Source organism: Leclercia sp. W17 (assembly GCF_003336325.1).
Classification (GTDB): Bacteria; Pseudomonadota; Gammaproteobacteria; order Enterobacterales; family Enterobacteriaceae; genus Enterobacter.
The window spans coordinates 1,499,961-1,525,026 of sequence record NZ_CP031101.1 but is presented as its reverse complement, the minus strand read 5'-3'; the positions used below and the strand labels follow the sequence as shown (position 1 = coordinate 1,525,026).

Genomic DNA, 25,066 nt, shown 5'->3' with positions numbered 1-25,066 from the left:
AATTCAATTGTTAAAAGTTATGTCAAGAGAGCATACTGTGGAGAAATAAAAAACCCGCTCGGCTGAGCGGGTTAGAGAGAGGTGGTGCGCTTATTTTTTAAAGCTATTCGGGAATTCCATTTCGCTGTAACGCACAAACTTCGTTCCCTTCGCCAGCTTGTAACCAAACCAGATGATCAGGAACAGCGGAATACCGATATAGGTGGCCGCTACGCCGCCCCAGTCGATGGTGTCGGCCAGGAAGGCTTCGTAGTTCTGGCCGAGGGTGATGATCAGACAGAGCACAAAGGCGAAGATCGGACCCAGCGGGAAGAAGCCGGAGCGGTATGGCAGGTTGTTAATATCGTAACCCTGCTTCACGTAGCCGCGACGGAAACGGTAATGGCTGATGGCGATGCCCAGCCAGGCGATGAAGCCCGTCATCCCGGAGGTATTCAGCAGCCACAGGTAGACGGTCTGGTTGCCGAACATCGAGGTCAGGAAGCACAGGCAGGCAATCACGGTGGTGGCGTAGAGCGCGTTACGCGGCACGCCGCCCCGGGAGAGCTTCGCGAAAATACGCGGCGCTTTGCCATCGCAGGCCAGGGAGTAGAGCATACGGGTAGAGGCGTACATCCCGGAGTTACCTGCCGACAGCACCGCCGTCAGGATCACCGCGTTCATTACCGCCGCCGCAGAGAGCAGACCAGCATGCTGGAACACCAGGGTGAACGGGCTGACGCTGATGTCTTTCACATCGTTACGCAGCAGGCTCGGATCGGTGTACGGAATGATCAGGCTGATAATCAGGATGGCGAACACATAGAACAGCAGGATACGCCAGAAGACCTGACGCACCGCGCGCGGGATGTTCTTCTCCGGGTTTTCGGATTCACCCGCCGCGATACCGATCAGTTCGGTCCCCTGGAAGGAGAAGCCGACAATCATCGCCACGCCAATCATCGCCGATAAACCACCCGCAAAAGGTGCATCGCCAACCGTCCAGTTGCTCCAGCCCGCAGGCTCGCTGCCCTGGAAGATACCGACGATCATCGCCAGGCCGACGATAATAAAGATGATCACGGTCGCCACTTTGATCAGGGAGAACCAGTATTCGGCCTCACCAAAGCCGCGCACGGAGATGTAGTTGAGCAGGAAGATCACCGCCAGGAAGAGCGCGCTCCAGATCCAGCCCGGCGTGTCCGGGAACCACCAGGTCATGACCAGCTGTGCCGCCACCAGGTCCACGGCGATGGTCACCGCCCAGTTGTACCAGTAGTTCCAGCCCAGCGCGAAGCCAAAGCCTTCTTCAACGTATTTCTGACCGTAGGTAGAAAAAGAACCGGATACCGGCATGTACGCCGCCAGTTCACCCAGGCTGGTCATCAGGAAGTAGACCATCAGACCGATCAGGATATAGGAAAAGAGCGCGCCGCCAGGACCCGCTGCTGAAATCGTCGCGCCAGAGGCGACAAAGAGGCCTGTACCGATAGAGCCGCCAATGGCGATCATCGTCAGGTGACGCGCCTTGAGTTCGCGACGTAGCGCGGGCGCTTCTGTGGTTTTAGTTTCGGAAACCATGTGAAAATGCTGTCCATTCAAAAAATGAGGCGCGATTGTAGCAGACGATCGCCGGCTCTTCCGGCACAAATGCCCTGTTATAAGAGAGCTTCATGACCGGTCCAGGATTATAAGTAAAGCAGAGAATAGTATTGATGCGAGTAATGACTACCGGCGGACAAAACGCCGCCGGGCAGGATTACATTTCGCAGTAACGCAGAAAACGCTGGAGGGAATTAGAGAGGTGCTTCTGACGGTGATGGATGCGCCACAGGGTGCGCACCAGCTTATTGGGCAACGGCACGGGGATCTCCACCAGCGTTCCACTCTCCAGCTGTTCGGCAATCACCCGCCGCGACAGGCAGCTGATGCCAAGACCGTGGCGCACCGCATGTTTGATGGCCTCTGAATTGCCGAGCTCCATGCCCATATGGAACTGCGGCAGATGGGAGAGCAGCAGATAATCGACGATCTCACGCGTACCTGAGCCCTGCTCGCGTAAAATCCACGGCGCCTGCGCCAGCCGCTCCAGGGTCACCTCCTGCTGTAATAAAGAAGAGGCCGGCGAGGCGAAGACCACCAGCTCATCCTCCAGCCAGGGCTCAGCAATAATGTCGGCGTTGTGGCATGGCCCTTCGATGAGGCCGATATCCACCCGAAAATCGATCACCGCGGTGATGACATCCTGGCTGTTACCGACGCTCATCTCCAGCGGCAGGGTCGGGAAATCCCGGCGATAGCGGGCAATCACTTCAGGCAGGATATAGTTGCCAATGGTGCTGCTGGCGTAGACACGAATGGCGCCGTTATCCTCGCGAAAGAGCTGTTCGATTTCGACGGTCTGCTCCAGCAACGCCAGCGCGCGCGGGTAGAGCAAACGTCCATGCTCGTTCACCACCAGCCGCTTCCCTACCCGGTCAAAGAGCTGAACCCCCAGTTGACCTTCGAGATCGGTGAGCGCAGCGCTGACGGCAGACTGAGAGAGCGCCAGCATCTGAGAGGCCTGGGTGGTCGATCCGCTTTTCAGTACTTCGGCGAAGACTTCAAGCTGGCGTAAGGTAATGTGCATAGTCGCTATCCGGTAGGGTAAGCACCCTGCTTACCACTTATAAAGATTAATTATAAATATATAATCAATTTTATTTTTAAGCCAGCGCGCCGTAACCTTTTAGCCATAGAAAAGGAGACGGTTATGACAACACTCACCCTACAGCATCATCGTACCGTGTGGCATTACATTCCGGGCCTGGCGCTGAGCGCGCTGGTCACCGGTGTCGCATTATGGGGCGGCAGCATCCCGGCAGTTGCAGGCGCCGGATTCAGCGCCCTGACCCTGGCTATCCTGCTGGGGATGGTCGTCGGAAATACGGTTTATCCGCAGATCTACAAGCCGTGCGACGGCGGCGTTATCTTCGCCAAGCAGCACCTACTGCGACTCGGGATCATCTTGTATGGCTTTCGTCTGACCTTCGCGCAAATTGCCGACGTCGGGGTAAGCGGTATTGCGATTGATATTTTAACCCTCTCGAGCACCTTTTTACTGGCCTGCTTTATCGGTCAGAAGGTGTTCGGGCTCGACAAACAGACCAGCTGGCTGATTGGTGCGGGCAGCAGCATCTGCGGCGCCGCGGCGGTGCTGGCCACCGAGCCGGTGGTAAAGGCCGAGTCCAGCAAGGTGACCGTGGCGGTGGCGACGGTGGTGATTTTCGGTACGCTGGCGATCTTCCTCTATCCGGCCATGTATCCGCTGGTAGCCCACTGGTTTAGCCCGGAAAACTACGGCATCTATATTGGCTCGACGATGCATGAAGTGGCCCAGGTCGTGGCGGCCGGTCACGCCATCAGCCCGGATGCGGAGAACGCCGCGGTGATCGCCAAAATGCTGCGGGTGATGATGCTGGCGCCGTTCCTGCTGATTCTGGCCGCAAGGGTGAAACAGCTTGCGCCAGCGGGCAACGGCGAGAAGAGCAAAATCACCATCCCGTGGTTTGCGATCCTGTTTATTGTGGTCGCGGTGTTTAACTCGTTCCATCTGCTGCCCAAAGCGGTCGTGGATATGCTGGTGACGCTGGATACCATCCTGCTGGCGATGGCGATGGCGGCGCTGGGCTTAACCACCCACGTCAGCGCTCTGAAAAAAGCCGGGGCGAAACCGCTGCTGATGGCGCTGCTGCTCTTTGTCTGGCTGATTGTCGGCGGGGGCGCCATTAACCTGGCGGTGCATAGCCTGATGGCATAAACCGCTGTAGCCTTATCCTGTTAACCCGCTATCATATGCGTTTGCGGGTTAACAGGAGTCCCTTTATGAAATATGTTGGAGCGCACGTCAGCGCTGCTGGCGGTCTGGCAAATGCCGCTATTCGCGCCGCCGAAATCGAGGCGACCGCTTTCGCCCTGTTCACCAAAAATCAGCGCCAGTGGCGCGCCGCGCCGTTAACCGCTCAGGTGATTGATGAGTTCAAAGCGGCCTGCGAAAAATACCATTTCTCCCCCGGCCAGATCCTGCCCCACGACAGCTTCCTGATTAACCTCGGTCACCCGGTACAGGAGGCGCTGGACAAATCCCGCGCAGCCTTCCTTGATGAGGTACAGCGCTGCGAGCAGCTCGGCCTGACGTTGCTGAACTTCCATCCCGGCAGCCATCTGGCACAAATCGACGAAGATGAATGCCTGGCGCGGATCGCCGAGTCGATCAATATCGTGCTGGCACAGACCCAGGGAGTGACGGCGGTGATTGAAAATACCGCCGGACAGGGCAGCAACCTCGGTTTTCGCTTTGAGCATCTGGCGGCCATCATCGACGCCGTAGAAGATAAATCCCGCATCGGCGTCTGCATTGATACCTGCCACGCCTTTGCCGCCGGTTACGACCTGCGCAGCGCGGAAGCGTGTGCGAAAACCTTCGCCGAGTTCGAGCGCGTCGTGGGCTTTGAGTACCTGCGCGGTATGCACCTTAACGATGCGAAAAGCACCTTCGGCAGCCGCGTTGACCGTCACCACAGCCTGGGGGAAGGCAACATCGGCCATGATGCGTTCCGCTTTATCATGCAGGATCCGCGTTTCGACAACATTCCGCTGGTGCTGGAAACCATCAACCCGGATATCTGGGCGGAGGAGATCGCCTGGCTGAAAGCGCAACAGCATGCCGAGGCCACCGCAGAATGATGAACGAAAGGGAAAAGCAGATCCTGAAGATCCTGCGGCGCAACCCCCTTATTCAGCAGCATGAAATCGCCCAGATCCTCGATATCAGCCGCTCCCGCGTCGCTGCGCACATTATGGATTTGATGCGCAAGGGGGCGATCAAGGGCAAAGGCTATATCCTCACCGAACAGGATTATTGCGTGGCACTCGGCGCCATCAATATGGATATTCGCGGGGTGGCCGATATTCGTTTTCCTGAACCCTCCTCCCATCCGGGGGCCATTCAGTGCGCGGCGGGCGGCGTGGCGCGTAACATCGCGCATAACCTCGCGCTGCTGGGGCGCGAGGTGCACCTGATCTCTGCCGTGGGCAGCGATTTTTATGGCGAAACCCTGCTGGAGCAGACCCGCCAGGCGGGGGTTAACGTGCAGAGCACCATCCGCCTGCACGGGCAAAGCACCGCAACCTATCTGTCGATTGCCAGTCCGCAGGACGACACTGTGCTGGCGATCAATGACACCCATATCCTGCAGGGGCTGACGCCGCAGCTACTGAACCAGTCGCGCGAGCTGCTGGCCCATGCGGGCGTGGTGCTGGCCGACTGTAACCTTACCGCAGAAGCGCTGGAGTGGGTCTTTACCCTCGCCGGGGATGTGCCGGTGTTTGTCGACACGGTTTCAGAATTTAAAGCCGAGAGGATCAAACCCTGGCTGTCGCGCATCCATACCCTGAAGCCGACGCTGAAGGAGTTGCAGATCCTGGCGGAGTGCGAGGATCGCAAGAGCGCCCTCGCCGCCCTGCATGAGAAAGGGGTGCAGCGGATTGTGGTCTGTCTGGAAGATGATTCGGTGCTGTGCAGCGAACAGGGTGCGGAGCCGCTTCTGCTGACGCCCCCCACCCACCCGGTGGTTGACCGCTTTGGGGCCGATGACGCCTTTATGGCGGGGTTGATTTATGCCTTCCTCGACGGAAGCGATTTTACGGAGAGTGCCCGATTCGCGGGTGCCTGCGCGGCGCTCTCCCGCGCCAGTGAAAGTATCAATAACCCGACGCTGTCGGTAGATAACGTCCTGTCGCTGCTGGACAGCCAGCGGTAAACAGGCCGGGTAGTTGCCCTACCCGGCCTGCGTCACTAGCCTGCTAAACCAATAAAGAAGCCCGCAATGGTGGCGCTCATCAGGTTAGAGAGCGTGGCCGCCACCAGCGCCCGTACGCCCAGCTGGGCAATCTCCGGGGCGCGCTGGGGCGATACCGCAGAAAAGGCCCCTACCACCACCCCAATTGAGCCGAAGTTAGCAAAACCGCACAAGGCAAACGAGATAATGGCGATGGTTTTCACATCCAGCTGCCCGGCGGTTTGCAGATATGGCGAGAAGTTGAGATAGGCAACGAATTCATTAATCGCCAGCTTCTGTCCAATCAGGCTGCCTGCGAGCGTCGCATCCTGCCATTCGACCCCCATGATCCACGCCAGCGGCGCCAGCGCGTAACCAAATAGCCCCTCCAGGCTCAGGCTTTCAATACCCAACCAGCCGCCAATGCCGCCCAGCATACCGTTCAGCAGGGCGATGATCGCCACAAAGGCCATTACCACCGTCGCAACCCCGGCGGCGATTTTCAACCCGGTCATCGCCCCGGTCGCCGCGGCTTCGATAATGCTTTTCGGCGGCGTGTCGCTGAACGACAGGTTATCGAAGGTGACCTGTGACGCCTCCGTGGCCGGGCTAAGCAGACGGGCAAACAAAATCCCGCCTGGAATGGCCATTAACGAGGCGGCGAGCAGGTAATCAATCGGCACCCCCATCCCGGCGTAGCCAATCAGCATCGAACCGGCAATTGACGCCATCCCGCTGCAGATAGCGGTAAAAAGCTCGTTGCGGTTCAGCTTATCGACGAAGGGTTTCACGATCGCCGGGATCTCGTTCTGGCCGAGGAAGATGGTGGTCACCGCCACGAAGGATTCAATTTTACTGATACGCAACGCTTTCTGGAAAATGCCACCCAGCACGCGGATCAGCAACCCCATCACCCCGATGTAGTAGAGCAGGCTGATCAACGCGGTGACAAAGATGATCGCGGGCAGCACCCGGAAGGCAAAGACGAACCCGGCGCCGTCAAACAGGGTGTCCATTTTGGGCCCCACCAGCGCGCCAAAGATAAAGGCGCTGCCGGCATCGCTGTAGGACATGACTTTACTGACCCCGATGGCGGCCTGCTCCACCAGCCATTTGCCGGGTGGGAAATAGAGCATGATGCCGCCAATTGCCACCTGCAAAATGAAAGCGGCGCCAACGGTACGCAGGCTGATACGGCGTTTATTGACCGACAGGAGGAAGGCTATCGCCAACAGAACCGCCATACCCAGCAGACTTCTCATTACGTCCATAATGATTTCCTTACCTGAAAACCCGGCGACTGGCCGGGTATCCGTTATTCCACTGTGAAGACAGGCGACGGCAAACTGCCTGTGAAAAGGTTACGCGATGCGCTGGTACGCCTTCGCGATATCGCAGGCCAGGCGGGCGTTGTTAAAGACCAGCTGAATATTGGATTTCAGGCTGTCGCCGCCGGTCAGTTCCGCCACGCGGGCCAGCAGGAACGGCGTGCTGGCCTTGCCGATCACGCCCTGCTCTTCCGCTTCTTTCACCGCCTGGTCGATAGCGGCGTTGATGGTCTCTTCAGGCATCGCAAACTGTTCCGGGATGGGATTCGCCACCACCAGGCCACCGTTCAGGCCGGTCTGCCATTTCACCGCCATTGCGCGCGCGATGGCTTCAGCGCTGTCGAGACGGATGCTGACCTCAAACGGACTGGTGCGACAGAAAAAGGCAGGCAGGGACTGGGTCTGATAGCCAATCAACGGTACGCCGTTGGTTTCCAGATATTCGGTGGTTAACCCGAGGTCGAGAATAGATTTTGCCCCGGCGCATACCACAGCAACATTGGTTTTCGCCAGCTCCTGTAAATCGGCAGAAATATCAAACGTGTGTTCCGCACCGCGGTGTACGCCGCCAATTCCGCCGGTAGCAAAAACCTTAATCCCGGCCATCGCCGCAATAATCATGGTTGAGGCAACCGTCGTCGCGCCATTTATTCCGGCGGCAACCACAAAAGGTAAATCCCGGCGGCTGACTTTGGTCACGGCGTGGCCTTCACGGCCTAACAGTTCAATTTCTTCTTTGCTGAGCCCCACTTTCATTACGCCACGAATAATCGCAATGGTGGCCGGAATAACCCCCTGCTGGCGGATCGCATCTTCAACTTCCAGCGCCGTCTGGGCATTTTGCGGGAAAGGCATGCCGTGAGAAATAATGGTAGATTCAAGCGCTACAATCGGTTTGTTATTATTTAAAGCGTCCTGAACCTCAGGAGAAATTTGCAGGAACTCAGCAGATAATTTTAATTCAGACATGTTCTCTCTCCATTAATGCGTTAACGTTTTCAGACGATAAATCCGGGTTATTGGTATATACGGAAGCCAGCGCCAGCGACGAGCAGCCTTGGGCAAAACGAACGGAATCTTTAAATGCGGCCCCTTCCAGCCAGCAGAAAGCGAGCCCCGCCATCATCGCATCGCCCGCGCCGGTGACGTTGACCACCTGGGTTTTAAACGGGGCTGACCAGCCGCTTTCGCCCCCTTTCTCGCTGTAATAAACGCCGTCGCCGCCCATGCTCAATACCAGCCGGAACAGGCCATGCTGGTGAAACCAGGCCGCAACTTTCGGGGCATCCGCCGCGCAGGAGAGCGGGATGCCACTCAGGGTTTCGGCTTCAATCCGGTTGGGCTTCAGCGTGTGGATATGGCCCAGCCAGTCGCGCACTTTGTTGCATTTCCAGGCCGAGACGGGGTCAACGAACACCGGTGCCTGGCCTGCATTTTCAAATATCCAGCCCAGCGCAGATTCACTGAGATTGCAGTCGACCACCACCGCGTTTGCCGCACGCAGAAAGGCCAGGTGGTGGGCCAGATAGTCCGGATTGATGTAGTCAGAAATAGCCATATCATTAATGGCTACCAGCATTTCGCCGGTATTATCCAGCAAGGATAAATAACTGGAGGTGCCTTCGCCCGCGATCACCTGGCATTTTTCCACCTGTACGCCAGCGGCCTGGGTTTGTGATAGCAGCGACTGACCGTAAAAATCATCGCCGACAGCAGAAAGTAGCCAGACATTTTTTCCCAGCAATGCAAGGTTTTGCGCAATATTCCGCCCAACACCGCCGGGGGTAAATTTAATTTTCCCTGGGTTAGAGTCCGCATAATTAAGCGAGGCGTTTGAATACCCCGCAACATCCATATTCGCAGAACCAATAACAGCAATATAATCCTTTTCACGCATAGAACATCCTCTGGCACGCAGGCCATCGCAATGATAATTAAGCGAGGGAGTGATTTTAATTTCTATTAGAGCATATGTTTATATGTGAACACGTGTTCATAGTATGCGTAAGAAGGGGAAAGTAAAGCGGTGGGAAAGAGGGTGTAAAAGGGTTATGAACATAATCACAATTTTTTGTAGATAACTTTTTCTTGTCTCCAAAAAACTGCGAGCAGCAGCACGATTAAAAGCAAAAAAAAGGCAGAGTCGCCTCTGCCCTTTTCGGATGGTGAGAGATTATGCTGCTTTCGCGGCAACCGCTTCAGCTTCCGGGCGTTTCAGCACCGCGTAAGAGAGGCCTGCCACCAGGGTACCGGCGATAATCGCAAACAGGTAACCCAGCACTGGCGTAATAGCGCCTGGGATTAACAGAACAAACAGACCGCCGTGCGGCGCCATCAGTTTCGCGCCAATCGCCATAGAGATAGCACCGGTTACCGCGCCACCGACGATACAGCATGGCAGCACGCGCATCGGGTCACGGGCAGCGAACGGAATCGCCCCTTCGGTGATAAAGCACAGGCCCAGTACCAGCGCCGCTTTACCGCCTTCCTGCTGCGCCTTGTCGAACTTACGACGGGCAACAATAGTTGCCAGGCCCAGCGCCAGCGGTGGCACCATACCCGCCGCCATAATGGCCGCCATTGGCGCATAGGTCTGGGTACTCAGCAGGCCGACACCGAAGGCGTAAGATGCTTTGTTCACCGGACCCCCCATATCGGTACACATCATCGCACCGAGGATTGCACCCAGCAGGACCGCATTGGCGGTGCCCATGGTTTGCAGCCAGTGGGTCAGGCCTTCGAGGATACTCGCAACCGGCTTACCGATCAGGTAGATCATCGCCAGGCCAACCACCAGGCTGGAGATCAGCGGAATGATCAGGATCGGTTTCAGCGCTTCCATGCTCTGCGGCAGTTTCAGCTTCGAGCTAATCAGCTTCGCCATGTAGCCTGCGAGGAAGCCTGCGATGATCCCGCCGATAAAGCCAGAGCCGGTGCTCACGGCCAGCATACCGCCGATCAGACCCGGAGTCAGGCCCGGACGGTCAGCAATAGAGAACGCAATGTAACCCGCCAGGACCGGCACCATCAGCGCGAACGCCGAGCCGCCGCCAATCTGCATCAGCGCCGCCGCCAGAGTACCCGGCTCTTTAAAGGCTTCGATACCAAAGGCGAAGGAGAGCGCGATACAGAGACCGCCCGCCACCACCATCGGCAGCATATAGGAGACGCCCGTCAGCAGGTGACGATACGCGCCAGCAGACTCTTTTTTGCCTTCAGAAGCCGCAGCCGCGGTGTTGCCCGCAGGCTGGAACGGTTTCGCTTCAGCCTGGGCTTTGTCCAGCTCTTGCGCGGTTTTCTTCAGCGCCAGACCGGTGGAGGTGCGGTACATCGGTTTACCGGCAAACTTCGCCAGATCCACTTCGATATCTGCCGCCACAATCACCAGATCCGCAGCCGCCACCTCTTCCGGGGTGATCGCATTACCTGCGCCCACGGAACCGCGGGTTTCAACTTTTACCCACCAGCCGCGTTTTTTGGCTTCGGTTTCAATGGCTTCCGCCGCCATAAAGGTGTGCGCTACGCCGGTCGGGCAGGCGGTAACCGCCACCACGCGTTTCGGCCCCGCAGCAACAGCCGTTTCCGCCGCCGCGACAGGTGCGGTATAGAGTGCCGCATGACCTTTCGCTTCGCTCAGGAACAGTTCCGGGTGTGCAACGGCGCGGTTGATATCGCCCAGCCACACTTTTTTACCGTTCAGCGAGCTGTCCGCCGGGATTTTGTCGCCCAGGACGATAACCAGTTCGGCATCGCCCGGGTTGTCGATGAAATCAAGGTGTGCTTTATGTCCCGCCGAACTCAGCAGGGTTTTCGCCATATAGGCGCGCGCCTGTCCGAGTGCAGAGTCAATAATCAGCAGCGTTTTCATTATGCCTCTCCTGCTGTCAGTTAAAGGGTTTTAAGTCAACGCGCGCCATCATCGCGGCCAACTGGGTACGATCGGTAATACCGACATTGCTCTGGCTGACAGCCAGGGCTGCAACGGCGGTGGCAAGACGTAAAGTATGTTCACTGGATTCGCGCATCAGCAGGCCATAAATCAGCCCGCCCACCATCGAGTCGCCGGCACCGACGGTGCTGACCACTTCCATCGACGGTGGTTTGGCGATCCATTCGCCGGAGGCGTTAACCCACAGCGCACCCTCTGCCCCCAGAGAGATGACCACATGAGCGATACCCTGCTCACGCAGCGCATGGGCGGCTTCAATCACATCCTTTAATTCTGGCAGCTTACGGCCTGCCCAGATCTCAAGTTCGCGACGATTAGGTTTCACCAGCCACGGTGCGGCTTTCAGACCCGCCACCAGCGCATCGCGGCTGCTGTCAAAGATGATGCATGGGCACTGGCTTCGCAGACGCGTCATCCAGTCGGTAAAGGCTTCCGGGCTGACGCCGGACGGCAGACTGCCGCTGACGCAGACCATGTCGAACTGACCCAGCCAGGTCAGGGAGTCATTCACAAAACGCTCCCAGTCGGCCTGGGTCACTTCAAAACCGGAGAAGTTCAGGTCGGTAACTTCGCCATCTTTCTCGGTCAGCTTCACGTTGATGCGGGTACGCCCCTGCACCACCTGGAAACGGTTGGCGATCCCCAGCTCGCTGAACAGCTGCTGGAAACCATCCTGGTTGTCTTTGCCGAGGAAACCGCCGACGGTGACGTCGATGCCCAGATCCTTCAGCACTTTGGCAACGTTAATCCCTTTACCTGCCGCGTGCAGGCCAGTGGTACGCACGAGGTTGACTTCGCCGCGTTCAATTTCCGGGCAAAAGCCCACGAGGTCGTAAGCCGGGTTCAGCGTAATAGTGGCAACACGTCTGCTCATTATGCGCCCTCCCCCAGACCCGCCGCGATGGCTTCGCCAATCGCTTTCAGCGCCTGTTCAGCATCCGCACCCTGCGCGGTGAAGCGCAGGCGATGCCCTTTCTTCACGCCCAGCGCCACGACTTTCATCAGGCTGCGGCCGTTGGCCGGTTTACCGCTGCCGTCGAGGTTGGTCACGGTCACGTCGCTGTTGAACTGTTTAATGGTATTGACCAGCATGGTGCCAGGACGGGCATGCAAGCCATGTTCGTTGCGCACCACAAACTCGGCGCTCAGCAGTTCATCGGTGTTCACATCATCGCTGGTCAGTAGCGCCAGCAGGGTTGCGGCATCCGCTTTCAGCAGTTGTTCAGCTTTTTTGTTCAGCAGCAGATCGCCAAGGCGCTTCAGCACCTCAACCGGCTGTTCATCGGCCATGGCGACGGTCACCAGCATCGCCGTGTTTTCACCGGCGGTATCGAATGCGGTTGCCGCACGGCTGACGGCGATCGCGCTGCGCAGGTTGCCTTCAGCACAGTCGTTCAGCCAGACGCCCTGACCGAGATTCAGCGGTTTGTCGTTAATGGCATGAGCTACAAAGGCGGTATCCACTGCACCAGCCTCTTTCAGGCGACCGGCGTTCAGCGCCTGTAAGGTCACCAGATCGGAGGCGGCTACGTCGAGCGTCAGTGTCTCGTTATCCAGCTTCAGGGCTTCGCTCTGCTTTTCACCCATCAGCAGGGCGCGCAGCTCTTCGGCGGTGGTGGCGGATTTCAGCTGTTCAGCCACGGCGTCGTCGCTCAGGACGTACGTCAGCTGACGCAGCAGACCGAGGTGTTCATCGCTGCTGGCGGCAATGCCGATGGCAACATAGGCCACCTGCCCTTCACCCCAGAGCACGCCCTGCGGGAACTGATAGACCTGAACGCCGGTTTTCAGCACCTGATCGCGGGTATCGGTGGTGCCATGCGGAATGGCGATGCCATTGCCAAGGAAAGTAGAGGTCTGCTGCTCACGCGCCAGCATGCCGTCAACGTAGCCGTTGGCGACGTTGCCCGCCTGCACCAGCGCGGCGGCGATCTGCCGAATAGCCTCTTCTTTAGTACCGGCCTGTTCGCCGGGATGAATGTCCTGCACGGATAACTGGAACATGGTTCTCCACTCCTGCTGAAATTGAATCGTTTCAGCTTAAATGTGAAAAAAGGCGCCAATCCGTTTGAGTTAGGTAAACCAATTAGCGCTGAAACGTTTCAAGAAGTCTTGCGCTTTACAGGCTTCCTTGCAAGTAAAGCCGCATTTCAGCATGCAGAATTTAGAGTTACAGCACATTTTTGCTGCAGGCCGCTGCCTTCCGGGGGCGTACAGCCGCTCGGCTTCAGCAACTTCAGCAAGCGCAGCGGCGGAATAAAAAGCTGTTTTGATTTTTTGTGGGGTAATTGGCGAGGGTATCTGTTTATTTTATGACAAGCGGCGTAAACTCCGCGTCTCTTCATATCACTGATACAGAAACATGCACACCACGCCCGCAGCCGCCTCACCGAAGTCATTTGATTTGACCTCATCGGCGTTTTTAATTGTTGCTTTCCTTACCGGCATTGCCGGCGCGCTACAAACCCCGACGCTGAGCCTGTTCCTTACCAACGAGGTGCATGCCCGCCCGGCCATGGTCGGCTTCTTCTTTACCGGTAGCGCCATTATCGGCATCCTGGTCAGCCAGTTCCTGGCCGGTCGTTCAGACAAGCGGGGCGATCGCAAATCCTTAATCGTCTTCTGCTGTCTGCTGGGTGTCCTGGCCTGCCTGCTCTTCGCATGGAACCGTAACTACTTTGTGTTGCTGTTTGTCGGCGTATTCCTTAGCAGCTTTGGCTCTACCGCCAACCCGCAGCTGTTTGCCCTCGCCCGCGAACATGCCGACCATACCGGTCGCGAGGCGGTGATGTTCAGCTCGATCCTGCGTGCCCAGGTGTCGCTGGCCTGGGTCGTGGGGCCGCCGGTAGCCTATGCGCTGGCGATGGGCTTTGGCTTCCCAGTGATGTATATCAGCGCCGCCGTGGCGTTTGTTGTCTGTGGCGCGATGGTCTGGTTTTTCCTGCCGACGATGCGCAAGGAGCCGAAGCTGGCAACCGGGGTGCTGGAGTCGCCGCGCCGCAACCGTCGCGACGCCCTGCTGCTGTTTACCATCTGCACCTTAATGTGGGGCACCAACAGCCTCTATATCATCAATATGCCGCTGTTTATCATTAATGAGCTGCATCTCTCCGAGAAGCTGGCGGGAGTAATGATGGGAACCGCTGCCGGGCTGGAGATCCCGACGATGCTGATTGCGGGCTACTACGCAAAACGCTTCGGTAAGCGCTTCCTGATGCGCGTTGCCGCCGTTGCCGGTTTGCTGTTTTACGTCGGGATGCTCACCGCGCACACGCCGGTAGTGTTGCTCGGGTTACAGCTGCTGAACGCCATCTATATTGGCATTCTCGCCGGGATCGGCATGCTCTATTTCCAGGATCTGATGCCAGGTCAGGCGGGCGCGGCCACCACGCTTTATACCAACACTACTCGCGTCGGCTGGATCATCGCAGGCTCCGTGGCGGGCGTCGTGGCCGAGATCTGGAGCTATCACGCGGTATTCTGGATTGCGCTGGGGATGTGCATCGCTACGACGATCTGTCTGACGCGTATAAAGGACATTTAAGGCGCGGTAAGCGCCTCGAGTTCGAGCAGCCAGGTCATGGCCTGGCCGCGCGTATCGCCGCACATCTCCCGCGACGGCTGCAGGCCAGCACACACTTTGGGCCGCGAGCTCAAGCCGAAAATTTTGCAGCGCTGTTGCGCGTCCAACTGCACGCAGGGGGTATTGGCAGGCTTGCCGTTGGGCATCCCGGGAATGGGGCTGGTGATGGAGGGGGCGGTGCAACATGCTCCGCAGTCCGGACGGCAATCCATATTCGTACTTTACCTGAAAGAAAGCCGCTCCCGCGGGCGTGACGGGCACAGTAACACCTTTTGCGTATTGATAGCAAAAGCCGCGAAATCCGCTTGCCTGAAATGCCGCGCGCGAGTACTTTGACGCGATATTTTTGACCTTCCCGTTAACAGGATTACTACAATGCCAAGAGCGAACGAAATTAAGAAAGGTATGGTGCTGAATTACAACGGCAAACTGCTGATTGTAAAAGACATCGATATTCAGGCACCCAGCGCCCGTGGCGCAGCAACGCTGTACAAAATGCGTTTCGCCGATGTACGTACCGGTCTGAAAGTTGAAGAACGTTTCAAAGGCGACGATATCGTGGATACCGTTACCCTGACCCGTCGCTATGTCGATTTCTCATATGTTGACGGCAACGAATATGTCTTTATGGATAAAGAAGACTACACGCCATACATCTTCACCAAAGATCAGATCGAAGAAGAGCTGCTGTTTATTCCTGAAGGCGGCATGCCGGATATGCAGGTTCTGACCTGGGATGGCGTTCTGCTGGCGCTGGAGCTGCCGCAGACCGTTGATCTGGAGATCGTGGATACGGCGCCGGGCATTAAAGGCGCATCCGCGTCTGCACGTAACAAACCTGCAACCCTGACCACCGGTCTGGTCGTGCAGGTGCCGGAATACCTCTCCGCAGGCGAGAAAATCCGCATCCATATCGAAGAAAAACGCTATATGGGTCGTGCTGACTAAGTGCGGGCTGTTTTGCCGGGTGGCGACTTCGCCTTACCCGGCCTACAAAAGCACACATAAAAAAACCGGCTCATTGGCCGGTTTTTTTGTCGGCCCGGTAAGCGCAGCGCCACCGGGCATCAAGGCTTAAAGAAGCTCAGGATATTTGGTCATCTTCAGCGCCAGCTCCACGCCGCGCACTTCCGCCATCCCTTTCAGACGGCCAATGGCCGAATAACCTGGGTTGGTTTTCTTACGCAGATCGTCCAGCATCTGGTGCCCGTGATCCGGACGGAACGGAATAGGACGCAGATCCCCCGCCTGCTTACGGCGTTTCTCTTCACGCAGAATGGCATCCACGACCGCCACCATATTCACGTCGCCGCCGAGGTGCGCCGCTTCGTGGAAGGTCTTCGGATTCTCTTCCCGGCAGGTTGCCCGCAGGTGGGTAAAGTGAATGCGGTCGCCGAAGGTTTCAATCATCTGCACCAGGTCGTTGTCGGCCCGCACGCCGTAGGAGCCGGTACACATGGTGAAGCCGTTGCTGATGCTGTCGACCGTCTCTTTCAGCCACTGCATATCCTCAATGGTGGAGACGATACGCGGCAGGCCCAGGATAGGACGCGGTGGATCGTCCGGGTGAACCGCCAGACGCACGCCCACCTCTTCCGCCACCGGCACGATAGCGCGCAGGAAGACGGCCATATTTTCCCGCAGCTGGGCTTTGTCGATGTTGCCATACTCCGCCAGGCGCGCGCGGAACTGGTCGAGGGTGTAGCCCTCTTCCGCCCCCGGCAGGCCGGCGATGATATTGCGGGTCAGCTTTTCGATATCCGCTTCGCTTGCCGCATCGAACCACGCCTGCGCCTGCTGCTGCTCTTCTGCAGTATAGTCAGCCGCTGCGCCTTCACGCTTCAGGATGTGCAGCTCGAACGCGGCAAAGGCGATCTGGTCAAAACGCAGCGCCTTTGAACCATCCGGCAGCTGATATTCGAGGTCGGTACGCGTCCAGTCGAGGATCGGCATAAAGTTGTAGCATACGGTGTCAATGCCGCAGGCCGCGAGGTTGCGAATGCTCTGCTGGTAGTTGGCGATCCAGGTCTGATAGTCGCCGGAGTGGGTTTTAATCTCCTCGTGAACCGGAATACTCTCCACCACCGACCAGGTGAGTCCTTTTTCGGCCAGCAGCGCCTGACGCGCTTTGATCTCTTCTACCGGCCACACCTGACCGTTAGGAATATGGTGTAGCGCGGTGACAACGCCCGTTGCGCCAGCCTGACGCACGTCATCAAGATAAACAGGATCTTTGGGTCCGTACCAACGCCAGGTTTGTTCCATCGATTCACCCTCAAAAGTTGTTATACCAATATTTCGTCATGTGATGACGACTACCATACATGCATGCGGAAACAGGTCAACTCGCCTCGCAATATTGATTGATCCATCTCACAGATCCCGGATATTTACGGCTTACCAATTCAATTTGTTGTCATATAACTTTACACTCACCTTGTTAATTAATGGTTAATCAGGTGTTTATTTCATGAAGACAATTGCCTCCACCGCGCTCCCCGCTCACGTGTTGCAGCCGCAGTACGATCGTCAGGCGTTACGCTCCCGTATCGTCCATTTCGGCTTTGGCGCCTTTCATCGCGCCCATCAGGCGCTCCTGACCGACCGGGTGCTGAATGCCAAAGGCGGCGACTGGGGGATCTGTGAGATTAGCCTGTTTAGCGGCGATACGCTGATGAGCCAGCTGCGCGCGCAGGATCATCTCTTTACGGTGCTGGAAAAAGGCGCCGACGGAAATCAGCCGATTATCGTCGGGGCGGTACATGAATGCCTGAACGCTAAACTCGATTCGCTGGCGGCCATTATTGAGAAGTTTTGCGAGCCGCAGGTGGCGATCGTCTCTCTGACCATCACGGAAAAGGGTTACTGTATCGATCCGGCCACCGGCAAGCTGGATACCCGCAACGAACGTATTATTCACGATCTGGAGTACCCTGAAATGCCGCACTCGGCGCCGGGTATCCTGGTCGAAGCTCTGCATCGCCGCCGCGAGCGCGGCCTGGCACCGTTCAGCGTGCTCTCCTGCGATAACATTCCGGACAACGGCCACGTGGTGAAAAATGCGGTGCTGGGGATGGCCCACAAGCGCTCGCCAGAGCTGGCGGAGTGGATCGGCGCCAACGTCAGCTTCCCGGGCACGATGGTGGACAGGATCGTTCCCGCCGCCACCGACGACTCCCTTGCGGAAATCGCCCGCGAAGTGGGGGTTGAGGATCCGTGCGCCATTAGCTGCGAGCCGTTTATTCAGTGGGTGATCGAAGATAACTTTGTTGCCGGTCGCCCGGAGTGGGAAGTGGCCGGAGTACAGATGGTGCAGGATGTCCTCCCCTGGGAGCAGATGAAGCTACGCATGCTCAACGGCAGCCACTCTTTCCTCGCCTATCTCGGCTATCTGGCCGGTTTCGCCCATATTAACGACTGCATGGCCGACAGCGCGCTGCGTGACGCCGCCCGTCGTCTGATGCTTAACGAACAGGCGACGACGCTGCGCATCACCGGGGTGGATCTGATCACCTACGCCGACAGCCTGATTGACCGCTTCGCCAACCCGGCACTGCAACACCGCACCTGGCAGATTGCGATGGACGGCAGCCAGAAACTGCCGCAGCGAATGCTGGAGAGTATCCGCCTCCACCTGCAGCGCGACACCGCCTGGCCACTGCTGGCGCTGGGAGTCGCCGGATGGATGCGCTACGTCAGCGGCGTGGATGATGCGGGCAATGCCATTGACGTGCGCGATCCGCTGAGCGATAAAATTCGCGCCATCATTGAGACCAGCAGCGAGGAGGAGCGCGTGACCGCCCTGCTGGCGCTGAATGAAATTTTTGGCCACGACCTGCCTCAGGATCCTCAGTTCGTGGAGGCCATCACCCAGGCTTACCAGCGTATCAGCCAGTCGGGCGCGCGCCAGGCGATTATCGACACGCTGTCGCTTTAACCTTTATTGCGCTTAAGGCGAGCGGGGAGTCTCCCGTTCGCCCTTCCCCTTTCCAATGCTGTTCTTTTCCGCCAGGATTATTGATAATTGTTATAGCATTACATTTATCACCCTGGAGCACCTGTGACTAAAACCAACCTCATTACCGGTTTTCTCGGCAGCGGGAAAACCACGTCGATACTGCACCTGCTGGCCAATAAAGATCCTGACGAAAAATGGGCCGTGCTGGTCAATGAATTTGGCGAGATCGGCATTGATGGCGCGTTGATGGCCGATAACGGGGCGCTGATAAAGGAGATCCCAGGGGGATGCATGTGCTGCGTGAACGGCCTGCCGATGCAGGTGGGGCTGAATACTCTGCTGCGACAGGGCAAGCCCGACCGGCTCTTGATTGAACCTACCGGGCTCGGTCATCCGAAGCAGATCCTCGACCTGCTGACCGCTCCGGTCTATGAGCCGTGGATCGATTTACGCGCCACCCTGTGCCTGCTTGATCCCCGTCAGCTGCTGGACGAAAAGTTTGTCCAGAACGAGAATTTCCGCGACCAGCTGGCGGCCGCCGACATCATCATTGCCAATAAAGAGGACCGCGCCACCCCGGAAAGCCGCGCCGCGCTGGAACTCTGGTGGCAGCACTTCGGCGGCGAGCGTCAGCTTGCGCATACCACCCAGGGGAATGTGGATAATGCCCTGCTCGACCTGCCGCGGCGTAATCTTGCTGAACTGCCCGCCAGCGCAGCCCATTCCCACAGCCACGGCGAAAAACAGGGTCTGGCGGCACTGAGTCTGCCTGCGCACCAGCGCTGGCGTCGCAGCCTGAACAGCGGCCAGGGGCATCAGGCCTGTGGTTGGGTCTTCGACGCCGACACCTGCTTCGATACCATCGGTTTACTGGAGTGGGCGCGGCTTGCGCCGGTTGAACGGGTGAAAGGGGTAATGCGTACCCCCGATGGGCTGGTACGGATTAATCGTCAGGGGGAAGATTTCTTCATCGAAACGCAGGGTGTAGCGCCGCCAGACAGCCGAATAGAGTTAATTAGTGCGGTTAACACCGACTGGAATGCCTTACAGTCGAGCTTGTTGAAGCTTCGTTTAAGTTCGGGGAACTAACGTTGCCCTGATTGAACTACTTACGGCGTAATGATGAAAACCCGACTTTTCCCCATTTTATTGCTTAATGTCGCCGGTGTGGCGCTCTTTTTATCCTGGTATCTGCCGGTCAACCACGGTTTCTGGTTCCCGCTGGATAGCGGGATATTCCACTTCTTTAACCGGCAACTGGGAGAGAGTCGCGCCTTCCTGTGGCTGGTAGCAATTACCAATAACCGTGCCTTTGACGGCTGCTCGCTGCTGGCGATGGGTTATCTGATGCTGACGTTCTGGCGAAAAGAGAGTCCCGCCGGGCGTCGACGTATTCTGATGATTGGCCTGGTGATGCTACTGACCGCGGTGGTGCTGAACCAGCTGGCGCAGGCCTTAATACCGGTGAAACGCTCAAGTCCGACGCTATTTTTCCCGGATATTTACCGCGTCAGTGAATTGCTGCATATTTCGACAAAAGATGCCTCTAAAGACAGTTTCCCAGGCGATCACGGAATGATGCTGCTTATTTTCAGCGCTTTTATGTGGCGTTATTTCGGCCATAAGACTTTCGTATTAGCCCTGATTATTTTTGTGGTTTTCGCATTCCCTCGAGTAATGATCGGTGCGCATTGGCTCACTGATATTGCCGTTGGATCCCTTTCTGTGGCGTTGATTGGGCTTCCGTGGTGCCTGATGACGCCATTGAGTGAGCGTTTAATCGCCTTCTTTAATCGTTACCTGCCCGGCAATACAACAAAATCGAAACAAGTTACTAACCGAAATTAACAATAACCATCAGGGATCATAACCGATCCCTGATAGATTTTTCCCTCGATTTCAGCGTCTTTGTCATCTTCCTGTCACATTAATAACGTTAGAAATTAACGCGTTGTACATTACTTAACCTAAATCACCCTGTCTGACCACGTTCCCGTCAAGTTACTTTTACTATCATATTTCCTTATAAAAAAATTGAGTATTTTTACTCGCAATACCTGTCTCAATCAGGTAATCTCAGACTCGTTTTACCTCAGCGCCACAATTATTATCGTTGTAAATAAATTTGTGCGATTCGCCACAGATTTGACCATAAAGAATTGTCTGATAGTGCGCAGGTATTTAGTCTCGTCTCGCTTGGCATTTTTTATAACGATATTTGTCGTTAAGGACTTCAAGGGAAAATAAACAACATGGTCAAATCTCAACCGATCTTGAGATACTTCTCACGGGTAATCCCGGCGATTGCAGTCGCGGTTCTGCTTTCAGCTTGTAGCGCATCGAACACCGCAAAGAATATGCATCCTGAGACGCGTGTTGTGGGGTCAGAAGACGCCTCTTCACTGCAAGCTTCTCAGGATGAATTTGAAAAAATGGTCAGCAATCTGGATATCAAATCCCGATTAATGGACCAGTATGCCAGCTGGAAGGGCGTGCGCTATCGCCTGGGCGGCGAAACACGTAAAGGCATTGATTGTTCCGGTTTCGTACAGCGTACCTTCCGCGAACAGTTTGGTTTAGAACTTCCGCGTTCAACCTATGAACAACAGGAAATGGGCAAATCGATTTCACGTAATAGCTTACGTACCGGCGATTTAGTTCTGTTCCGTGCGGGTTCAACCGGCCGTCATGTCGGCATCTATATTGGTAACGACCAGTTTGTTCACGCGTCCACCAGCAGTGGTGTGACGATCTCCAGTATGAACGAGCCATACTGGAAGAAGCGCTACAATGAAGCGCGTCGTGTACTGACTCGCAGTTAACCGCCTGTGCTGTCCGTTTCCCTTGACTGACAGCATGGAAAAAAGCACTGCTATGGCAGTGCTTTTTTTTTATCGCAGGACGCGATAAGTCTGGACGGCTCGTTCCAGGCTATAGTTTTGTTGTTGCGTGAGTTTAGCCGTCATGATAATGCGGGCGGCAAATCAGGATCCCATAACATTTATGTTTACCCGCCATTTATCTTCCCGCCGAAAGGTGCTGATGCTCAGCGTACTTTCAGCTCTTATCGTCGCCCTGCTCTGCGGCGGTATGCAGTTTTTTTTCAGCTACCATAAACGCGAAGTAAAATACGATAACCTGATTAAAGACCTCCATGACTACATGGAAAGTTATTTTAAAGAGCTGCGCGTTTCTGTTGATGAATTACAACCGCTGACGCTCAGCGAGTGCCAGGATGTACGCTCTGAACTCACCTCCCGCGCGTCATTCAGCCTGAACGTCCGCGCCTTTCTGCTGGTGAAAGATAAAATGGCCTTCTGCTCATCAGCAACCGGGCCGATGCATGTCGCGCTCAGCGAACTGGTGCCGGAAATTGACGCAACTAAAGCGGTAGATATGGCCCTGCTGCCGGGTACGCCAATGATGCCGAAAAAACCGGCCATTGTGTTGTGGCATCGTAATCTGCTGATGAAAGATGGCGGGATATTTACCTCTATTAACCTCAACCTGACCCCTTATTTGCTTTATACCGCTCGCCAGGATGAGTTTGCCGGTATTTCCCTGATCATTGGCAATACGGTTTTTTCCACCTATTCAAACCGCATCACCCACGTTTCGGAGCTGAAAGAGCGCCCTGCGCGCTCAAGCAAAATTGAAGGACTGCCGCTCACCGTTAATCTCTACGCCGAAAGCTGGACGATGGAAGATCTGGTCTTCGCGCTGCTGTTTGGTCTGTTGTGCGGCTCCAGCGTCGGGGTGCTCTGCTTCTACTGGCTAATGATGCGCGCCAACCCGCGGAAAGAGATCCTCACCGGCATTAAGCAGAATCAGTTTCATGTGGTCTACCAGCCAGTGGTAGGTGCCAGCGATTTGCAGATGCGGGGCGTGGAGGTGTTGATGCGCTGGCAGCATCCCGGCGCGGGGGCGATCCCGCCGGATGCCTTTATTAACTTTGCAGAGGCCCAGCAACTGATTGTGCCGCTGACGCTGCACCTTTTCGACCTGATCCTGCGCGATGCACCGGCGTTAGCGAAACGGCTGCCACCAGGCTCCAAGCTGGGCATTAATATTTCGCCAGGCCACCTGCACGCCGAGAGCTTTAAAGATGACATGCGCAAGTTTGCCGCCTCGCTGCCACCGGATCATTTCCAGATTGTGCTCGAAATTACCGAGCGCGACATGCTCAATCAACGGGAAGCGACAAAGCTGTTTGAGTGGCTGCATCTGGAAGGTTTTGAAATCGCCGTGGATGATTTTGGCACCGGACATAGCGCCCTGATCTACCTTGAGCGTTTTACCATGGACTACCTCAAAATCGACCGGGGTTTCGTGAATGCTATCGGGATGGAAACTGTCACCTCCCCGGTACTGGATGCGGTGCTGACCCTGGCCCGGCGGCTGAATATGGTGACCGTCGCCGAAGGTGTCGAAACTCCCGAGCAGGCGAAATGGCTGCGCGATCACGACGTCAATCTGCTGCAGGGCTACTGGATAAGCCGGCCCCTGCCCCTGGAGCAGTTCCTGAACTGGCAACCTGATATTCACCTTGATAGCGAATAATTGCCCAACCACCGCTACGTCACTTATTATTCTGGTATCTTGCCCGGGCAGAACAGATAAGGAAAACGTAGCGTAATGATAGTGCGCATTGTGATGCTGATGGTGGCGTTAATGAGCGGGTTCAGTCAGGCGCAAACCATTAAAGAGAGCTACGCCTTCGCGGTTATTGGCGAGCCAAAATATGCCAGCAATTTCGATCACTACGATTACGTCAATCCCGCCGCGCCAAAAGGGGGCGCTGTGACCCTGGCGGCAAATGGCACCTTCGATAATTTCAACCGCTATGCCCTGCGCGGCGTGGCGGCAGAAAGAACCGACGCCCTCTACGACACCCTCTTTACCACGTCAGACGACGAGCCCGGCAGCTATTATCCGCTGGTGGCTGAAACCGCCCGCTATGGAGATGATTTCTCCTGGATGGAGCTGACCATCAACCCGCTGGCGCGGTTTCATGACGGTACGCCGGTCAAAGCCAGCGATGTCGCCTTCACCTTCCATAAATTTATGACCGAGGGCGTTCCTCAGTTCCGGCTGGTCTACAAAGGGGCGACGGTGACCGCCATCGCGCCGCTGACGGTGCGCATTACCCTTGCCAGTCCTAATAAAGAGGACATGCTGAGCCTGCTCACCTTGCCGGTAATGCCGGAAAAGTTCTGGAAAGATCATAAGCTCAGCGACCCGCTCTCCACCCCACCGCTGGCTGGCGGGCCGTATCGCATCACCAGCTGGCGGATGGGGCAATATGTGATTTATTCCCGGGTAAAAGATTACTGGGCGGCAAACCTGCCGGTAAACCGGGGCCGCTGGAATTTCGACACCCTGCGCTACGACTACTATCTGGATGACAACGTGGCCTTCGAAGCCTTTAAAGCGGGTGCCTTTGATATGCGGGTCGAGAGCAGCGCCAAAAACTGGGCCACACGCTACAGCGGAAAAAACTTTGATCGCGGCTTTATCGTGAAAGAGGCGCTGAAAAATGATTCCGCGCAGGACACGCGCTGGCTGGCATTTAATATTCAGCGCCCGGTATTTACCGATCGCCGCGTGCGCCAGGCCATTACCCTCGCCTTCGATTTTGAGTGGATGAACAAGGCGCTCTTTTATGGTGCCTACAGCCGTGCCAACAGCTATTTCCAGAATACCGAGTATGCCGCCCAGGGCTACCCGGATGCCGAGGAGCTGACGCTCCTCGGCCCGTTAAAAAATGCAGTTCCCCCGGAAGTGTTTACGACTCGCTTTCAGCCCCCCGTCTCGAAAGGCGACGGCTTTGATCGTAACAATCTCCTGAAAGCCAGCCAGCTGCTGGACGAGGCGGGTTGGGTCATCCGAAATAAGCAGCGGGTCAATAAGCAAACCGGCAAACCGCTCAGTTTTGAACTGCTGTTGGCCTCCGGCGGCAACAATCAGTGGGTACTGCCGTTCCAGCACAACCTGGCGCGGCTGGGCATTACCCTGAATATCCGTCAGGTGGATAATTCACAGCTCACCAACCGGATGCGCAACCGCGATTACGATATGATGCCTCGCCTGTGGCGGGCCATGCCGTGGCCGAGCAGCGATCTGCAAATCTCCTGGGCCTCTCAGTACATTGATTCCACCTACAATTCACCGGGGGTGAAAAATCCGGCGGTGGACAACCTGATTGCGCAAATCGTCGCCGCGCAGGGGGATAAAGCCAGACTGGTACCGCTTGGCCGGGCGCTGGATCGGGTACTGACCTGGAACTATTACATGCTGCCAATGTGGTTTATGGGGGAAGACAGGGTCGCCCGCTGGGATAAGTTCGCCCTTCCCGCCCAGCGCCCGGTTTATTCTCTCGGGTTTGATACCTGGTGGTATGACGTTAACAAAGCGGCGAAATTACCCGCCGAACGGCGTTAAGGGATCGCA

22 protein-coding genes are annotated in these 25,066 nt (G+C 56.5%); 12 read left to right on the top strand and 10 right to left on the bottom strand.

What is annotated here, in order from left to right:
* Positions 1–90: 90 nt before the first annotated feature.
* Entirely contained in the window at positions 91–1,560 is a 1,470-nt protein-coding gene (locus DVA44_RS07430; RefSeq protein ID WP_103180338.1) for an amino acid permease, read from the bottom strand.
* A 178-nt stretch (positions 1,561–1,738) separates the two neighbouring features.
* On the bottom strand, positions 1,739–2,608 hold the full coding sequence (gene yieE / locus DVA44_RS07425) for a DNA-binding transcriptional regulator YeiE (protein WP_103180339.1): 870 nt from the start codon (positions 2,606–2,608) through the stop codon (positions 1,739–1,741).
* A gap of 123 nt (positions 2,609–2,731) precedes the next feature.
* Here yieE and DVA44_RS07420 point away from each other — a divergent pair, with 123 nt between their 5' ends.
* The 3 genes from DVA44_RS07420 to DVA44_RS07410 all read left to right on the top strand — a co-directional run bounded on the left by DVA44_RS07420 (position 2,732) and on the right by DVA44_RS07410 (position 5,780).
* On the top strand, positions 2,732–3,778 hold the full coding sequence (locus tag DVA44_RS07420; RefSeq protein ID WP_114386092.1) for a YeiH family protein: 1,047 nt from the start codon (positions 2,732–2,734) through the stop codon (positions 3,776–3,778).
* 65 nt (positions 3,779–3,843) lie between these two features.
* Entirely contained in the window at positions 3,844–4,704 is an 861-nt protein-coding gene (nfo, locus tag DVA44_RS07415; RefSeq protein WP_114386091.1) for a deoxyribonuclease IV, read from the top strand.
* Positions 4,704–5,780, top strand: a complete 1,077-nt coding sequence (locus tag DVA44_RS07410; protein ID WP_114388381.1) for a sugar kinase — start codon at positions 4,704–4,706, stop codon at positions 5,778–5,780. Before nfo ends, DVA44_RS07410 begins: the two co-directional genes overlap by 1 nt.
* Before the next feature lie 35 nt (positions 5,781–5,815).
* Here the strand turns inward: DVA44_RS07410 and DVA44_RS07405 are convergent, their stop codons facing one another.
* The 6 genes from DVA44_RS07405 to fruB form a co-directional block, all read right to left on the bottom strand.
* Complete coding sequence (locus DVA44_RS07405; protein WP_114386090.1) at positions 5,816–7,069, bottom strand: NupC/NupG family nucleoside CNT transporter; 1,254 nt, start codon at positions 7,067–7,069, stop codon at positions 5,816–5,818.
* 90 nt (positions 7,070–7,159) lie between these two features.
* Positions 7,160–8,095, bottom strand: a complete 936-nt coding sequence (locus DVA44_RS07400) for a pseudouridine-5'-phosphate glycosidase (protein WP_114386089.1) — start codon at positions 8,093–8,095, stop codon at positions 7,160–7,162.
* Complete coding sequence (locus tag DVA44_RS07395) at positions 8,088–9,023, bottom strand: pseudouridine kinase (protein ID WP_114386088.1); 936 nt, start codon at positions 9,021–9,023, stop codon at positions 8,088–8,090. The genes DVA44_RS07400 and DVA44_RS07395 overlap by 8 nt, the downstream gene beginning before the upstream one ends.
* A 276-nt stretch (positions 9,024–9,299) precedes the next feature.
* A complete protein-coding gene (gene fruA / locus DVA44_RS07390) occupies positions 9,300–10,994 on the bottom strand; it encodes a PTS fructose transporter subunit IIBC (protein WP_114314428.1) in 1,695 nt (564 codons plus the stop codon).
* Positions 10,995–11,010: 16 nt separating this feature from the next.
* On the bottom strand, positions 11,011–11,949 hold the full coding sequence (gene fruK, locus DVA44_RS07385; RefSeq protein WP_114314427.1) for a 1-phosphofructokinase: 939 nt from the start codon (positions 11,947–11,949) through the stop codon (positions 11,011–11,013).
* The gene (gene fruB / locus DVA44_RS07380) at positions 11,949–13,079 is read right to left on the bottom strand and encodes a fused PTS fructose transporter subunit IIA/HPr protein (protein ID WP_114386087.1); all 1,131 of its coding nucleotides are present in this window, start codon (positions 13,077–13,079) and stop codon (positions 11,949–11,951) included. Before fruB ends, fruK begins: the two co-directional genes overlap by 1 nt.
* 42 nt (positions 13,080–13,121) lie before the next feature.
* On the opposite strand from fruB, the gene DVA44_RS25510 reads away from it, so the two are divergent.
* Both DVA44_RS25510 and setB read left to right on the top strand, forming a co-directional pair.
* Positions 13,122–13,391: a hypothetical protein gene (locus DVA44_RS25510; RefSeq protein WP_139157088.1), complete on the top strand. Its 270-nt coding sequence runs from the start codon at positions 13,122–13,124 to the stop codon at positions 13,389–13,391.
* A gap of 46 nt (positions 13,392–13,437) precedes the next feature.
* On the top strand, positions 13,438–14,619 hold the full coding sequence (gene setB / locus DVA44_RS07375; protein WP_114386086.1) for a sugar efflux transporter SetB: 1,182 nt from the start codon (positions 13,438–13,440) through the stop codon (positions 14,617–14,619).
* Here setB and DVA44_RS07370 read toward each other — a convergent pair.
* Positions 14,616–14,870 carry a YkgJ family cysteine cluster protein gene (locus DVA44_RS07370; protein WP_114386085.1) on the bottom strand — a complete coding sequence of 85 codons (255 nt, stop codon included), beginning with the start codon at positions 14,868–14,870 and terminating at the stop codon, positions 14,616–14,618. The two genes, setB and DVA44_RS07370, sit on opposite strands and share 4 nt — an antisense overlap.
* Positions 14,871–15,033: 163 nt before the next feature.
* Here DVA44_RS07370 and yeiP point away from each other — a divergent pair, with 163 nt between their 5' ends.
* The gene (gene yeiP, locus DVA44_RS07365; protein ID WP_103825003.1) at positions 15,034–15,606 is read left to right on the top strand and encodes an elongation factor P-like protein YeiP; all 573 of its coding nucleotides are present in this window, start codon (positions 15,034–15,036) and stop codon (positions 15,604–15,606) included.
* A 126-nt stretch (positions 15,607–15,732) separates the two neighbouring features.
* On the opposite strand, the gene uxuA is transcribed toward yeiP, so the two are convergent.
* Positions 15,733–16,923 (bottom strand): mannonate dehydratase, encoded by a 1,191-nt coding sequence (uxuA, locus tag DVA44_RS07360; protein WP_114386084.1) that lies wholly within the window; start codon positions 16,921–16,923, stop codon positions 15,733–15,735.
* Between the two features lie 205 nt (positions 16,924–17,128).
* Between uxuA and DVA44_RS07355 the strand changes: the two genes are divergently transcribed.
* The 6 genes from DVA44_RS07355 to DVA44_RS07330 all read left to right on the top strand — a co-directional run bounded on the left by DVA44_RS07355 (position 17,129) and on the right by DVA44_RS07330 (position 25,057).
* Positions 17,129–18,595: a mannitol dehydrogenase family protein gene (locus tag DVA44_RS07355; RefSeq protein ID WP_114386083.1), complete on the top strand. Its 1,467-nt coding sequence runs from the start codon at positions 17,129–17,131 to the stop codon at positions 18,593–18,595.
* A 123-nt stretch (positions 18,596–18,718) separates the two neighbouring features.
* Positions 18,719–19,705 (top strand): GTP-binding protein, encoded by a 987-nt coding sequence (locus DVA44_RS07350; protein ID WP_114386082.1) that lies wholly within the window; start codon positions 18,719–18,721, stop codon positions 19,703–19,705.
* A gap of 33 nt (positions 19,706–19,738) precedes the next feature.
* Entirely contained in the window at positions 19,739–20,464 is a 726-nt protein-coding gene (locus DVA44_RS07345) for a phosphatase PAP2 family protein (RefSeq protein WP_114386081.1), read from the top strand.
* 404 nt (positions 20,465–20,868) lie between these two features.
* Positions 20,869–21,438, top strand: a complete 570-nt coding sequence (gene mepS / locus DVA44_RS07340) for a bifunctional murein DD-endopeptidase/murein LD-carboxypeptidase (protein WP_103180364.1) — start codon at positions 20,869–20,871, stop codon at positions 21,436–21,438.
* Between the two features lie 181 nt (positions 21,439–21,619).
* Positions 21,620–23,176 (top strand): cyclic di-GMP phosphodiesterase, encoded by a 1,557-nt coding sequence (locus DVA44_RS07335; protein ID WP_114386080.1) that lies wholly within the window; start codon positions 21,620–21,622, stop codon positions 23,174–23,176.
* Between the two features lie 75 nt (positions 23,177–23,251).
* The gene (locus DVA44_RS07330; protein WP_114386079.1) at positions 23,252–25,057 is read left to right on the top strand and encodes an extracellular solute-binding protein; all 1,806 of its coding nucleotides are present in this window, start codon (positions 23,252–23,254) and stop codon (positions 25,055–25,057) included.
* Positions 25,058–25,066 lie beyond the last annotated feature (9 nt).

What these genes read in the sequence shown, in the direction of transcription:
- DVA44_RS07430 (WP_103180338.1), bottom strand. Translation starts at nt 1,560, where the DNA reads ATGGTTTCCGAAACTAAAACCACAGAAGCGCCCGCGCTACGTCGCGAA.
- yieE (WP_103180339.1), bottom strand. Translation starts at nt 2,608, where the DNA reads ATGCACATTACCTTACGCCAGCTTGAAGTCTTCGCCGAAGTACTGAAA.
- DVA44_RS07420 (WP_114386092.1), top strand. Translation starts at nt 2,732, where the DNA reads ATGACAACACTCACCCTACAGCATCATCGTACCGTGTGGCATTACATT.
- nfo (WP_114386091.1), top strand. Translation starts at nt 3,844, where the DNA reads ATGAAATATGTTGGAGCGCACGTCAGCGCTGCTGGCGGTCTGGCAAAT.
- DVA44_RS07410 (WP_114388381.1), top strand. Translation starts at nt 4,704, where the DNA reads ATGAACGAAAGGGAAAAGCAGATCCTGAAGATCCTGCGGCGCAACCCC.
- DVA44_RS07405 (WP_114386090.1), bottom strand. Translation starts at nt 7,069, where the DNA reads ATGGACGTAATGAGAAGTCTGCTGGGTATGGCGGTTCTGTTGGCGATA.
- DVA44_RS07400 (WP_114386089.1), bottom strand. Translation starts at nt 8,095, where the DNA reads ATGTCTGAATTAAAATTATCTGCTGAGTTCCTGCAAATTTCTCCTGAG.
- DVA44_RS07395 (WP_114386088.1), bottom strand. Translation starts at nt 9,023, where the DNA reads ATGCGTGAAAAGGATTATATTGCTGTTATTGGTTCTGCGAATATGGAT.
- fruA (WP_114314428.1), bottom strand. Translation starts at nt 10,994, where the DNA reads ATGAAAACGCTGCTGATTATTGACTCTGCACTCGGACAGGCGCGCGCC.
- fruK (WP_114314427.1), bottom strand. Translation starts at nt 11,949, where the DNA reads ATGAGCAGACGTGTTGCCACTATTACGCTGAACCCGGCTTACGACCTC.
- fruB (WP_114386087.1), bottom strand. Translation starts at nt 13,079, where the DNA reads ATGTTCCAGTTATCCGTGCAGGACATTCATCCCGGCGAACAGGCCGGT.
- setB (WP_114386086.1), top strand. Translation starts at nt 13,438, where the DNA reads ATGCACACCACGCCCGCAGCCGCCTCACCGAAGTCATTTGATTTGACC.
- DVA44_RS07370 (WP_114386085.1), bottom strand. Translation starts at nt 14,870, where the DNA reads ATGGATTGCCGTCCGGACTGCGGAGCATGTTGCACCGCCCCCTCCATC.
- yeiP (WP_103825003.1), top strand. Translation starts at nt 15,034, where the DNA reads ATGCCAAGAGCGAACGAAATTAAGAAAGGTATGGTGCTGAATTACAAC.
- uxuA (WP_114386084.1), bottom strand. Translation starts at nt 16,923, where the DNA reads ATGGAACAAACCTGGCGTTGGTACGGACCCAAAGATCCTGTTTATCTT.
- DVA44_RS07355 (WP_114386083.1), top strand. Translation starts at nt 17,129, where the DNA reads ATGAAGACAATTGCCTCCACCGCGCTCCCCGCTCACGTGTTGCAGCCG.
- DVA44_RS07345 (WP_114386081.1), top strand. Translation starts at nt 19,739, where the DNA reads ATGAAAACCCGACTTTTCCCCATTTTATTGCTTAATGTCGCCGGTGTG.
- mepS (WP_103180364.1), top strand. Translation starts at nt 20,869, where the DNA reads ATGGTCAAATCTCAACCGATCTTGAGATACTTCTCACGGGTAATCCCG.
- DVA44_RS07335 (WP_114386080.1), top strand. Translation starts at nt 21,620, where the DNA reads ATGTTTACCCGCCATTTATCTTCCCGCCGAAAGGTGCTGATGCTCAGC.
- DVA44_RS07330 (WP_114386079.1), top strand. Translation starts at nt 23,252, where the DNA reads ATGATAGTGCGCATTGTGATGCTGATGGTGGCGTTAATGAGCGGGTTC.